Genomic DNA, 13585 nt, shown 5'->3' with positions numbered 1-13585 from the left:
AACTGACCCCGCCGCAACATCCCTTGCCGCGGCGGCAGAAGCCCCGCTGAGCGCCGCGGAGGAGTCTGGTGTCCCTCGGGGCCGGGAAGCGGCGGCGAAGCGTCAGGAGACGCTCTGGTGGGCCATGAGGACCATGGAACGCAGGAAGGCGAGATTCACTTCTTCGAGCGATTCCACAACGGTGCGCCCCGCGGCGGCCTCGATCGGGGCGACGGAGGGCACCGCCACCACCCGGCAGCCGGCCGCCTCCGCCGAGGCCACTCCGGTCACCGTGTCCTCGATGACGGCGCAGCGCGCCGGGTTCGCGCCCAGGCGGGCCGCAGCCGTCAGATAGGGGTCGGGGTGCGGCTTGGTCCGGGTCAGCTCGTCCCCGGCGACGGTCAGGTCGAAGTGCTCCCGGCCGAGGGAGACGAGCATCTCGTCCACCACCTCGCGGTGCGACGCGGAGACCAGCGCGGTGGGCACACCGTGCAGTGACAGCTCGGCCAGCAGCCGCCGGGCGCCCGGGACCATCTGCACGCCTCGCCGCAGCCGCTCGATGAACTTCTTGTTCAGCAGGACGGTCAGCTCCTCGACCGTGACGTCCGCCTGCGTCGCCTCGATCAGGAAGCCTGCGCTGCGGGTCATCGGGCCGCCCACGACGACCTCGCGCCATTCGTCCTTCAGTACGTGACCGAGCTCCGCGAATGCCTCACTCTCGGCGTCCCACCAGAAGCCTTCCGTGTCGACCAGGGTGCCGTCCATGTCGAGGAGCACCGCCTGCAGCGACGAGCCTTCGGCCGTCAGAGTGCCGAGCGCGGGGATGGAGCTGGTCATCCGCGTACACCTCCGTGAGGGACAACAAGGCCGGCCACCCGCTCCACAGGAGCGAACGACCGGCCTGTACCGGATCGACCATTCTACGACGGTCCGGTCGGACCCGTTATCGGGCGTTGAAGTACTTGGCCTCCGGATGGTGGATCACGATGGCGTCCGTGGACTGCTCGGGGTGCAGCTGGAACTCCTCCGAAAGCTCCACTCCGATGCGCTCCGGCTGCAGCAGATCCGCGATCTTCGCCCGGTCCTCCAGGTTGGGGCAGGCGCCGTAGCCGAGGCTGAAGCGGGCTCCGCGGTACTTCAGGGCGAACATGTCCGCCATCGCGGCGGGGTCCTCCGCGGAGATGTCCAGTTCGGCACGGACCCGGGCGTGCCAGTACTCGGCAAGGGCCTCCGCGAGCTGGACGGACAGGCCGTGCAGCTCCAGGTAGTCCCGGTAGGCGTCCTTCGCGAAGAGCTCGGCCGTGGCCTCACCGATCTTCGAACCGACGGTGACGACCTGCAGCCCGACGACGTCCTGCTCGCCGGAATCCTCCGGGCGGAAGAAGTCCGCGAGGCACAGCCGCCGACCCCGGCGCTGCCGCGGGAAGGTGAAGCGCGTGCGCTCGCTGCCGTCCTCGTTGAGCAGGATCAGGTCGTCGCCCTTGGACACGCACGGGTAGTAGCCGTAGACGACGGCCGCTTCCAGCATGTTGTCCGTGTGCAACCGGTCCAGCAGGCCGCGCAGCCGGGGACGTCCGTCGGTCTCCACCAGTTCGTCGTAGCCGGGGCCCTCGCCCGTGCGGGCCTCCTTCAGGCCCCACTGGCCCTTGAAAAGCGCGCCCTCGTCGATCCATGACGCGTAGTCCTTCAGGCCGATGCCCTTGACCACGCGGCTGCCCCAGAAGGGCGGCGTCGGCACGGGGTTGTCGATGGCGACGTCGGAGCGCACCGACCCGTCGTTGATCTCCTCCTCCGGCACCTCGCCGGCGGCGGATGAGGGGCGCTTGGGCACGCGGCGCTGCTTGAGCGGCGGCAGCTCCACGCCGGGGACGCCGCGCTTGACGCCGATGAGCGCGTCCATGAGGCGCAGGCCCTCGAAGGCGTCGCGGGCGTAGCGGACCTCGCCCTCGTAGATCTCGTGGAGGTCCTGCTCGACGTATGCGCGCGTGAGCGCGGCGCCGCCGAGGATGACCGGGAAGTCCGCGGCCATCTGACGCTGGTTGAGCTCCTCCAGGTTCTCCTTCATGATCACCGTGGACTTCACCAGCAGGCCGGACATGCCGATGACGTCGGCCTTGTTCTCCTCGGCCGCGTCCAGGATGGCGCCGACGGGCTGCTTGATGCCCAGATTGACCACGTTGTAGCCGTTGTTGGACAGGATGATGTCGACGAGGTTCTTGCCGATGTCGTGCACGTCGCCGCGGACCGTGGCCAGGACGATGGTGCCCTTGCCCTCGTTGTCGGACTTCTCCATGTGCGGTTCCAGATAGGCCACCGCGGTCTTCATCACCTCTGCCGACTGGAGCACGAACGGCAGCTGCATCTGCCCCGAGCCGAAGAGTTCACCGACGACCTTCATTCCCGCGAGCAGCGTCTCGTTGACGATGTCGAGCGCGGGGCGCTCCTCGAGCGCGGCCTCCAAGTCGGCTTCCAGACCGTTGCGTTCGCCGTCGATGATGCGCCGCTGGAGGCGCTCCTCCAGCGGAAGCGCGGCCAGCTCCTCGGCCTTGCCGGCCTTCATCGCCTTGGTGTCGACACCCTCGAAGAGCTCCAGCAGGTGCTGCAGCGGGTCGTAGCCCTCCCTGCGCCTGTCGTAGATCAGGTCGAGGGCGGTGGTGACCTGCTCCTCCTCCAGGCGGGCGATCGGGAGGATCTTGCTGGCGTGCACGATCGCCGAATCCAGGCCCGCCTTGACGCACTCGTCGAGGAAGACGGAGTTGAGGACGATGCGCGCGGCCGGGTTGAGCCCGAAGGAGATGTTGGAGAGGCCGAGAGTGGTCTGCACGTCCGGGCGGCGCTCCTTCAGCTGCCGGATCGCCTCGATGGTGTTGATGCCGTCCTTGCGGGACTCTTCCTGGCCGGTGCAGATGGTGAACGTCAGGCAGTCGATGAGGATGCTCGACTCGGCGATGCCGTAGTTGGTGGTCAGGTCGTCGATGATGCGCTCGGCGATGGCGACCTTGTTCTCGGCGGTCCGGGCTTGGCCCTCCTCGTCGATGGTCAGCGCCATCAGGGCGGCGCCGTGCTCACGGGCGAGGGTGGCGACGCGGGCGAAGCGGGACTCGGGGCCGTCCCCGTCCTCGTAATTGACGGAGTTGATGACGGCGCGGCCGCCGAGCTTCTCCAACCCGGCCTGGATCACCGGGACTTCGGTGGAGTCGAGCACGAGCGGCAAGGTGGAGGAGGTAGCGAAGCGCCCGGCGAGTTCCTGCATGTCGGCGACGCCGTCGCGGCCCACGTAGTCGACGCACAGGTCGAGCATGTGCGCGCCCTCGCGGATCTGGTCCCTGGCCATCTCCACGCAGTCGTCCCAGCGGCCGTCGAGCATCGCCTCGCGGAACTTCTTCGAACCGTTGGCGTTCGTACGCTCGCCGATCGCCAGGTACGAGGTGTCCTGGCGGAAGGGGATCATCTGGTACAGCGACGCCGCGCCTGCCTCGGGCTGGGGCGTGCGCGCGGCCGGTTCCTGGCCGCGCACGCGCTCGACCAGCTGACGCAGGTGCTCCGGCGTCGTACCGCAGCAGCCTCCGACGAGGGAGAGCCCGTAGTCGCGGACGAAGTTCTCGTGGGCGTCGCACAACTCCTCGGGCGTGAGCGGGTAGTGGGCGCCGTCCTTGCCCAGCACGGGCAGACCCGCGTTGGGCATGCAGGAGATCGGCACCTGCGAGTGCTGGGCGAGGTAGCGCAGGTGCTCGCTCATCTCGGCGGGGCCGGTGGCGCAGTTGAGGCCGATCATGTCGATGCCCAGCGGCTCCAGGGCCGTGAGGGCCGCACCGATCTCGGAGCCCAGCAGCATCGTGCCGGTCGTCTCGACGGTCACGGAGCAGATCAGCGGCAGGGCGTGCGCGCCGGTGGCGTCCATGGCGCGGCGGGCGCCGATGACGGCCGCCTTGGTCTGCAGCAGGTCCTGCGTGGTCTCCACGAGCAGTGCGTCGGCACCGCCGGCGATCATGCCTTCGGCGTTCTGCTGGTAGGCGTCGCGCAGCGTGGTGTACGGGGCGTGCCCCAGTGTCGGCAGCTTGGTGCCCGGGCCCATGGAGCCCAGCACCCAGCGCGGACGTCCGTCGGCCTCGAACTCGTCCGCCACGTCGCGGGCGATGCGGGTGCCCTTCTCGGAGAGCTCGAAGACGCGGTCTGTGATGTCGTACTCGCCCAGGGCGGCGTGGTTGGCGCCGAAGGTGTTGGTCTCGACACAGTCCACGCCGGCTTCGAAGTACTCGGTGTGGACCGACCGCACGATGTCGGGACGGGTCACGTTGAGGATCTCGTTGCAGCCTTCGAGCTGCTCGAAGTCGTCGAGGGACGGGTCCTGCGCCTGAATCATCGTGCCCATCGCGCCGTCTGCGACGATCACGCGTTCCGTGAGCGCCTTGCGGAGAGCTGCTCCCCGCGGGAAGGCGGAATCGGGCGTACTGCTCGGCGAGGCCATGAAGGGTTCTCCCTAAAGTGCGACGGCTGTCGGCTATGCGCGGTCCCATCACTCCGCTGAGGACGGCGCACCTGATCAGGGTATCGGGCGAGCACAAGAGCGCAGCCGGGCATCCCACGCAGCGGACACGACGGAGGTGTGCGGAGGTGCGGGATTGCTCCCCTGTCACCTGGCCCTGAGCTGCCTCGCAGGGGCGTGAGGACGGGCCGGTGCGCTCACCCGGGCGTGGGACCGGGCTACCGTCCGTCGACATCAAGCGATACCGTTCGGCATTGTCGAACTCGATTCAGAGCTGCCCGTTGCAAGCAGGTCAGGGAGGTGCCCGGTGGCCCGGTCCATCCAGTCCCTCGAGCGCGCTGCAGCCGTGCTGCGCCTCCTGGCGGGCGGTGAACGCAGGCTCGGCCTGTCCGACATAGCCTCGTCCATGGATCTTCCCAAGGGCACCGCGCACGGTCTGCTGCGCACCCTCCAGCAGGAGGGCTTCGTCGAGCAGGACGAGGCAACGGGCAAGTACCAGCTGGGCGCCGAGCTCCTGCGGCTCGGCACCAGCTACCTGGATGTGCACGAACTGCGTTCACGCGCCCTGGTCTGGGCGGACGACCTGGCGCGGTCCAGCGGGGAGAGCGTCTACCTCGGCGTTCTGCATCTGCAGGGCGTGCTGATCGTGCATCACGTCTTCCGGCCGGACAACAGCCGCCAGGTGCTGGAGGTCGGCGCGATGCAACCTCTGCACAGCACGGCGCTGGGCAAGGTGCTCTCCGCCTTCGACCCCGTGGCACACAGCGAGGCGATCGACGGCGAGCGCCGGCGCTTCACGGAGCGCACTGTCACCTCCTACGAGGAGTTCGAGGACGTGCTGGAGGTGACGCGGGCACGCGGCTGGGCCGCCGACGTCGAGGAGACGTGGGAGGGGCTGGCCTCGATCGCGGCGCCGATCCTCGACCGCCGCCGCATGCCGGTGGGCGCGGTCGGAGTCACGGGCGCGGTGGAGCGGGTCTGCGAGGAGGTCACGGCCGGGACGGTCGGCGTGGGCGCGACCGCTGCGCCGGTCGGCGCCAACGGAGCCGACGGGACCGCCGGCGAGCCGGAGCTGAGGCCGATGCTCGTCGCCGCCGTACGGGACTGCGCTCGCGCCGTCTCGAGGGATCTGGGCGCCCGCCGCTTCTGAGAACGGTCGTTCCCGTGCAACGGCGCACGGCCCTGTCCGGTGTCACGGGAAGCCCCTGTGCGGCACCGTCGATGCCCTCTGCCCGGAGATGATCTCCCCTGCGTACACGGACTGCGGGAGTCCTGAGTCACACCCCTTGACGGGACGACGACCAGGGACAAAACTGCCCAGTCGGCGGTCGGCATTGTCGAACGATGGACGGAACCGACCCGCCCTCCCCATCTGGACAAGACAAAGGAGTCGCGGGTGTCCAGCTCCGACATCTTCTTCAGCGAAGTGATAGGTACCGCTCTGCTGATCCTGCTCGGCGGCGGCGTCTGCGCCGCCGTGACCTTCAAGCGCTCCAAGGCGTTCAACGCCGGCTGGGTCGCCATCGCCTTCGGCTGGGGCTTCGGCGTCCTGACCGGCGGCTACGTGGCCCAGATATCCGGCGCGCACCTCAACCCGGCGGTCACGCTGGCCCTCGCGATCGAGGGCACGACCCCGTGGGGCGACGTACCGATCTACTGGGTCAGCGAAATGCTCGGCGCGATGATCGGCGCGGTGCTCGTGTGGCTCGTGTACTACGGCCAGTTCCACGCGGACCTCAAGGACCCGGAGATGGCCGAGCGCAGGGGCGAGAACCCCGGCCCGGTGCACGGCGTCTTCTTCACCTCCCCCGAGATCCGCAACACCTGGCAGAACGTCGTCACCGAGACCATCGCCACGTTCGCCCTCGTCATCGCGATCCTGAACCTCGGGCTGACCAAGGGTGTCGGGGTCAGCGGCACCGGCGTACTGATCGTCGCGCTGGTCGTCGTGGGCATCGGCCTCTCGCTCGGTGGCCCGACGGGATACGCCATCAACCCCGCACGTGACCTCGGTCCCCGTATCGTGCACGCCCTGCTGCCGCTGCCCAACAAGGGCGGCTCCGGCTGGGCCTACTCATGGATCCCGGTCGTGGCCCCGCTGCTCGGCGCAGCGCTGGCCGCCGGACTGCACCAGGTCGCATTCGCCTGAGCCCGTTGCTGCCGGGCCGCCAGGCCCGGCAGCCTGCGGGCACCGCCCGGGACGCGCCCGGGCCACCCCCGGCGGCCGAGAGCCCTATCCCACCCAGAACCCCTTGGAGCAGGACATGAGCGAGACCGAGAACCAGTCCGCGGGCGCTTCCACGCACGGCGAGGGCCCCTTCATCGCCGCCATCGACCAGGGCACGACCTCCAGCCGCTGCATCGTCTTCGACAAGGACGGCCGCATCGTCGCCGTCGACCAGAAGGAACACGAGCAGATCTTCCCGAAGCCGGGCTGGGTCGAGCACGACGCCGCCGAGATCTGGACCAACGTCCAGCAGGTGGTGGCGGGGGCCCTCGACCAGGCCGGCATCACCAAGGCCGATGTGAAGGCCCTCGGCATCACCAACCAGCGTGAGACGACGCTGCTGTGGGACAAGGCCACCGGCGAGCCCGTGCACAACGCGCTGGTCTGGCAGGACACCCGCACCGACACGCTCTGCCGCGAACTGGGCCGCAACGTCGGCCAGGACCGCTTCCGCCGCGAGACCGGCCTGCCGCTCGCCTCCTACTTCTCAGGTCCGAAGATCCGCTGGCTGCTCGACAACGTCGACGGCCTGCGTGAGCGCGCCGAACGCGGCGAACTCCTCTTCGGCACCATGGATTCCTGGGTCATCTGGAACCTCACCGGCGGTCCCGACGGCGGACGCCACGTCACCGACGTGACCAACGCCTCCCGCACCATGCTCATGAACCTGCACTCGATGAGCTGGGACGAGAAGATCTGCCAGTCCATGGGTGTCCCCATGTCGTTGCTGCCCGAAATCCGTTCCTCCGCCGAGGTGTACGGGGAGGCGACGGGCGCGCTCGCCGGTGTGCCGGTGGCCTCGGCCCTGGGCGACCAGCAGGCGGCGCTGTTCGGCCAGACCTGCTTCTCCGAGGGCGAGGCGAAGTCCACCTACGGCACCGGAACGTTCCTCCTGCTCAACACCGGCCACGAGGCGGTCAATTCGTACAACGGCCTGCTGACGACGGTCGGTTACCGCATCGGTGACGAGCGTCCCGTCTACGCCCTGGAAGGCGCCATCGCCGTCACCGGTTCGCTGGTGCAGTGGATGCGCGACCAGATGGGTCTCATCAGCACCGCGGCCGAGATCGAGACCCTCGCCAGCTCCGTCGAGGACAACGGCGGCGCCTACTTCGTACCTGCTTTCTCGGGCCTGTTCGCACCGTACTGGCGCGACGACGCGCGTGGCGTCATAGCCGGCCTCACCCGGTACGTGACCAAGGCGCACCTGGCGCGTGCGGTCCTGGAGGCGACGGCCTGGCAGACCCGCGAGATCGTCGACGCCATGCAGAAGGACTCCGGCGTCGAGCTGACGGCGCTGAAGGTCGACGGCGGCATGACCTCCAACAACCTGCTGATGCAGACGATGTCGGACTTCCTCGACGCACCGGTCGTACGGCCGATGGTCGCGGAGACCACCTGCCTCGGCGCGGCTTACGCGGCAGGGCTCGCCGTCGGGTTCTGGTCCGACGTAGACGAGCTGCGCGCCAACTGGAAGCGGGCGGCGGAGTGGACGCCCGACATGGACGCGGCCGATCGCGACCGCGGGTACAAGAACTGGCTCAAGGCCGTCCAGCGGACCATGGGCTGGATCGAAGAGGAGAACTGAACGAGATGAACACCCTGCAGAGCGTTCCGACTCTCGGGACGCATCCGGCTGCCGGCGGCAATCCGAGCCGTGCCGAGACCAGGGAGCTGCTCGCGGGAGCGACGTACGACCTGCTCGTGATCGGCGGCGGCATCCTCGGAACCTCGGTGGCCTGGCACGCCGCGCAGTCGGGACTGCGGGTGGCGATGGTGGACGCCGGCGACTTCGCCGGCGCCACCTCCTCCGCCTCCTCCAAGCTGGTGCACGGCGGGCTGCGCTATCTGCAGACCGGCGCGGTGAAGCTGGTTGCGGAGAACCACCACGAGCGGCGGGTGCTCGCCAAGGACGTGGCGCCGCACCTGGTCAACCCGCTCAAGTTCTATCTGCCCGTGTACAAGGGCGGCCCGCACGGCGCGGCGAAGCTGGGCGCCGGCGTCTTCGCCTACAGCGCGCTCTCCGCGTTCGGCGACGGCGTCGGGCGGCTGGTCTCGCCGTCACGTGCGGCGGCCGACAACCCCGGTCTGCGCACGGACAATCTGAGGGCGGTCGCGGTCTACGGCGACCACCAGATGAACGACTCGCGTATGGCCGTCATGACCGTGCGGGCAGCCGTCGACTCGGGTGCCGTGGTGCTCAACCACGCGGAGGTGACGGGTCTGCGCCGCACCTGCGGCCGTGTGACCGGCGCCGAGCTGCGTGACCGCGTCGACGGCAGCGAGTTCGGCGTCGACGCCCGGCTCGTCCTCAACGCGACCGGGCCGTGGGTGGACCACCTGCGCAGGCTCGAGGACAAGGGCGCCGCTCCCAGCGTCCGGCTCTCCAAGGGCGCGCACCTGGTGCTGCGCCGCAAGTCGCCCTGGCGGGCGGCGATGGCGACGCCGATCGACAAGTACCGCATCACCTTCGCCCTCCCGTGGGAGGACCAGCTGCTGCTGGGCACCACCGACGAGGCGTACGAGGGCGACCCGGGGGACGTCCGCGCGACCGAGGCCGATATCCAGCAGATCCTCGACGAGGCGGCCTTCTCCGTACGCGACGAGCATCTCTCACGCGACCTGATCAGCTACGCCTTCGCCGGTCTGCGCGTGCTGCCGGGCGGCCCCGGCGGCGTGACGGCCGCGAAGCGGGAGACGGTGGTCAGCGAGGGCATCGGAGGGATGCTCTCGGTCGCGGGCGGCAAGTGGACGACGTACCGTCACATCGGCCGTGCCGTCATGGACAAACTGGCGAAGCTGCCCGGCGGTTCGATCGGGCAGGACATGGAGCCGGTGGGGGAACTGGTGCGCCGCACGCCCCTTCCCGGCATCTCCAACCCGAACGCGGTCGCCCACCGGCTGCTCGTCGACCGCGAGCGCGAACCGGGCCCGCGCATGGACGCGTTGACGGCGCGCCATCTGGCGACCCACTACGGCTCGCTCTCCTTCGACATCGCACGGCGGGTCAACGAGGACCCGTCGCTGGGCGAGCGCATCCATCCGGACGGGCCGGAGATCTGGGCCCAGGTCGTCCACGCGCGGGACCGCGAATGGGCGGAGACCGTCGACGACGTGCTGCGGCGGCGCACCACGCTCACCATCCGCGGTCTGGACACCGAAGAGGTGCGTGAGCGCGTGGCGAAGGTGCTCGCGGAGCGCAGCAGCTGAACCGCCGGGGACAGGGGGGCGGGGAACGCGTCCTCGTGCGGCCGTGACGGGACCGCACGGGGTACGCGGGCGGGCGGGCCGAGCCGAGGGCGGGCCCGCCCGCCGTCTTCCCGCCGGCCGCCGTGGGGCCGGCCGCGGCAGGGTCCGGCCGGTCTCCCCGCTGCGCTCGTCCCGTGCCCTCTGCGCCGCACCTTGGTCCGCTCCCCCGCCGGGCCGTCCGCGGAGAAGCGGCACGCCAACACGTCCCAGCGGTCCGTCAGTTCGCGTACCGGCGGACCGTCGGCGAGGCTCTGCCGGGCGAGGGACTCCAGCAGCTCCTCCACCGGGCCCCGCCATTCCTCCTTGACCGCCTTGAGGGCCTCCGGGCCGAATTCCGCGCTGCGCCTTGCCAGCTGCCGCCGCTGCTCCGCCGTGAACGCGGGAGATCAGCCCTTGCCGCCGCCCGGTTCGAGCCACACCGCGGTGTCGGGTCCGAGTACGCCCGAGTGCGTACCGCCGGGGGCGACCGTGGAGCCGTCGCTGGCGAGCAGCGGGACGGCGCCGTCCGGCAGCGGCACGGGCCGGCCGGAGAGGTTGACCCTGCACTCGAGGAATCCGCCCCTGCGGAAGGCGAGTTCGCCCTCCACCGCGTCCAGCCACTCCAGACTGTCGCCGCCCGGCCTGCCGCGGAAGCCGCGGCGCAGTTCCAGCGCGGTGCGGTACAGCTCGAGGAAGGAGTCCTCCACGCCGCTCTGCGCCTCCGCGGAGTGGGCGCCCCAATCCTCGGGCTGCGGGAGCCAGCTTCCGCCGGGGCCGAAGCCGAACGAGGGCCCCTTGTGCCGCCACGGCAGCGGCACGCGGCAGCCGTCCCGGCCCTTCTGCGTGTGGCCGGTGCGTTCCCACATCGGGTCGCGCAGCGCGTCGGCGGGCAGGTCGGCGACCTCGGGCAGTCCCAGCTCCTCGCCCTGGTAGAGGTATGCGGTGCCGGGCAGCGCCAGAGTGAGCAGCGCGGCCGCGCGGGCGCGGCGCCGGCCGAGTTCGTGGTCGGGAGCGGGCTCGCGACCGTCACGGACCAGCCACTCGGCAAGGTCCGTGCCCTCGGGGAGGCCGTAGCGCGTCGCGTGCCGCACCACGTCGTGGTTGGAGAGGACCCAGGTCGGCAGGGTGCCGACGGACCGTGCGCCCCGGAGGGACTCGTCGATGACGCCGCGGAAGGACTCCGCGTCCCAGGGGCACCGCAGATGAAAGAAGTTGAAGGCCTGGTGGAGTTCGTCGGGCCGGGTGTAGAGCGGCAGCCGGGCGGCGCTCACACCCGCCTCAGCGACGGCGATGCGCGGCGGCTCGTAGGAGTCGAGGATCTTCCGCCAGGAGCGGTAGACCTCGTGGACCTCGTCGCGGTCCCAGAAGGGGTGATCGTCGCCCTGTGGCGGTGAGTTGAGCGGCGCGGCGTCGTTCCCGCGAGTGTTGCGCAGGGGCGGTACGAGGTCCTTGCGCAGACCGTGCGCCACGTCGACGCGGAAGCCGTCGACGCCAAGGTCCAGCCAGAAGCGCAGGGTGCGCTCGAACTCCGCGGCGACCTCGGGGTTCTCCCAGTTCAGGTCCGGCTGCTCGGCGGCGAATATGTGCATGTACCACTGCCCGTCAGGGGTCCTGGTCCAGGCGGCACCGCCGAACTTGGACTGCCAGTCCGCGGGTGGCTCGTCGCCGTCGAGGAAGTGGAATCGGTCACGGGCCGGCGAACCGGCCGGGGACGCGAGCGCCTCGATGAACCAGGGGTGCTGGTCGGAGCAGTGGTTCGGGACGATGTCGATGATGATCTTCAGGCCGTGGCCGTGGGCGCGTGAGAGCAGGTCGCGGAAGTCGTCGAGGGTTCCGTGGCGCGGGTCGACACCGCGGTAGTCGGAGACGTCGTAGCCTCCGTCCGCCCACGGCGAGGGATAGAAGGGCGTCAGCCAGATCGCGTCGACGCCGAGCGCCGCGAGGTGTCCGAGACGGTCGGAGACACCGGACAGGTCGCCCATGCCGTCACCGTCGGAGTCGGCGAAGCTGGGCACGTAGACCTGGTAGACGACGGCCTCACGCCACCAGTCTTCGGTTGTTTCCATGGGCTGCTGGGGCATGCGGGCTGTCACGGTGTCCTCTCACGAAGTGGCGCAGTCGGCGGCCCGCTCGTCCGTACGGACACGGGCGATGCCGACGGGCACTGTACGTACACCGCCGCCGTCCGCCCGAACAGGCTGCCGCATCCGAGCCTCATGAGGAATACCGTGCAGGTCAAGGAGACGGCCGGCATTGCGGCGGGCGTTGCTGACCCGCGCGTACGGGTGCGGCCATGGCTGCGGCGTGCGCGGGCTCACGCCGTAGGCTGGTTGCCGCACGGAACCGAACGGCAGCCGGGTGCGCGTCATCGCACACCACCCGGCCGGAAGGAGGCGCTGGGTGATCGAGCTCGAGGGAGTTCCCGAGCTGGTCGACCCGGTCATGGTGGCCGCGTTCGAAGGCTGGAACGACGCCGGCGACGCCGCCTCCACCGCGGTCGGGCACATGGAGCGGGAGTGGAAGGGCGAGGTCTTCGCGGCGCTGGACGCGGAGGACTACTACGACTTCCAGGTCAACCGGCCGCAGGTATGGCTGGACGGCGGCTCACGCAAGATCACATGGCCCACGACCCGGCTTTCCGTCGTACGCCTCGACAACGCGGGCGGCAAGGGAAGGCCACGCGACCTGGTGCTGGTGCGCGGCATCGAGCCGAGCATGCGCTGGCGCTCCTTCTGCAACGAGATCCTGGGCTTCGCACACGAGTTGGGCGTCGAGATGGTGGTGGTGCTGGGAGCGCTGCTCGGCGACACCCCGCACACCAGGCCGGTCCCGGTGACGGGTGTGACGTCCGATCCTGACCTGGCCCGCACCATGAATCTCGAGGAGTCGCGGTACGAGGGGCCGACGGGCATCGTCGGCATCCTCCAGGAGGCGTGCACCCACGCGGGCGTCCCGGCGGTGAGCCTGTGGGCGTCGGTGCCGCACTACGTCTCCCAGCCGCCGAACCCGAAGGCCACGCTGGCCTTGATCAACCGGCTCGAGGACCTGCTCGGACTGAACGTGCCCCTGGGCGAACTCCAGGAGGACGCGCGTGCCTGGCAGCTGGGCGTGGACCAGCTGGCCTCCGAGGACAGCGAGGTGGCCGAGTACGTGCAGTCGCTGGAGGAGGCCCGGGACACGGCCGAGCTGCCGGAGGCTTCGGGAGAGGCCATCGCCAAGGAGTTCGAGCGGTATCTACGGCGGCGCGACGGCGGCCCGGGAACCGGGTTGGGCGGCAACGCCCGCGAATCCGGGACGAGTTCCTCCCCCGCATTCGGAGGCGACACCCCGAAGCGCGGGCCGGGCGGCGGACGCTCCCGTCCCTCGAAGCCGTCGGCCAAGGACGGTGCCACTGACGGCCGGAAGGACCACGCCGAGGCCGAGGCCGAGGCCGAGGAGGTCGGCTCGGGCGGCGAGCAGGGCACGCACGGCAAGCAGGACGAGCCGGGGCCTGAAAAGCAGGGTGAAGACCGCGCCGCGGAAACCGGCAAGGACGCGGAAACCGGCAAGGACGCAGAGGACGGCGCCGCCGCCGAGTCCGACAAGCCGGCCAAGCCCGCCAGGCGCACCCGTAGCACAGGCGCCCGCACCGGCAGCACCGGCGGAACCCGCAGGAGCGGCGGCAG

7 protein-coding genes and 1 pseudogene are annotated in these 13585 nt (G+C 70.3%); 5 read left to right on the top strand and 3 right to left on the bottom strand.

Annotation, left to right across the window (positions count from 1 at the left end):
* Positions 1-102: 102 nt before the first annotated feature.
* Positions 103-816 carry an HAD family hydrolase gene (locus I004_RS0117220; protein WP_028436518.1) on the bottom strand — a complete coding sequence of 238 codons (714 nt, stop codon included), beginning with the start codon at positions 814-816 and terminating at the stop codon, positions 103-105.
* A 106-nt stretch (positions 817-922) separates the two neighbouring features.
* Positions 923-4447, bottom strand: coding sequence for a methionine synthase (gene metH, locus I004_RS0117215; protein ID WP_028436517.1), 3525 nt, complete (start codon positions 4445-4447; stop codon positions 923-925).
* Positions 4448-4772: 325 nt separating this feature from the next.
* On the opposite strand from metH, the gene I004_RS0117210 reads away from it, so the two are divergent.
* From I004_RS0117210 to I004_RS0117195, 4 genes are all read left to right on the top strand, one after another.
* Positions 4773-5615 (top strand): IclR family transcriptional regulator, encoded by an 843-nt coding sequence (locus tag I004_RS0117210; protein ID WP_028436516.1) that lies wholly within the window; start codon positions 4773-4775, stop codon positions 5613-5615.
* A gap of 246 nt (positions 5616-5861) precedes the next feature.
* Positions 5862-6614 carry an MIP/aquaporin family protein gene (locus tag I004_RS0117205; RefSeq protein ID WP_028436515.1) on the top strand — a complete coding sequence of 251 codons (753 nt, stop codon included), beginning with the start codon at positions 5862-5864 and terminating at the stop codon, positions 6612-6614.
* 115 nt (positions 6615-6729) lie between these two features.
* Complete coding sequence (glpK, locus tag I004_RS0117200) at positions 6730-8280, top strand: glycerol kinase GlpK (RefSeq protein WP_028436514.1); 1551 nt, start codon at positions 6730-6732, stop codon at positions 8278-8280.
* Between the two features lie 5 nt (positions 8281-8285).
* Positions 8286-9902: a glycerol-3-phosphate dehydrogenase/oxidase gene (locus I004_RS0117195; protein ID WP_028436513.1), complete on the top strand. Its 1617-nt coding sequence runs from the start codon at positions 8286-8288 to the stop codon at positions 9900-9902.
* Between the two features lie 425 nt (positions 9903-10327).
* Here I004_RS0117195 and I004_RS0117190 read toward each other — a convergent pair whose 3' ends face one another.
* On the bottom strand, positions 10328-11986 hold the full coding sequence (locus I004_RS0117190) for a glycoside hydrolase family 13 protein (RefSeq protein WP_486580064.1): 1659 nt from the start codon (positions 11984-11986) through the stop codon (positions 10328-10330).
* Positions 11987-12320: 334 nt separating this feature from the next.
* On the opposite strand from I004_RS0117190, the pseudogene I004_RS34465 reads away from it, so the two are divergent.
* Positions 12321-13293: pseudogene (locus tag I004_RS34465) on the top strand (PAC2 family protein); the annotation flags it as partial.
* Positions 13294-13585: the final 292 nt, after the last annotated feature.

It is taken from the genome of Streptomyces sp. TAA486, from assembly GCF_000426165.1.
This window is presented reverse-complemented; position numbering and strand designations above follow the sequence as displayed.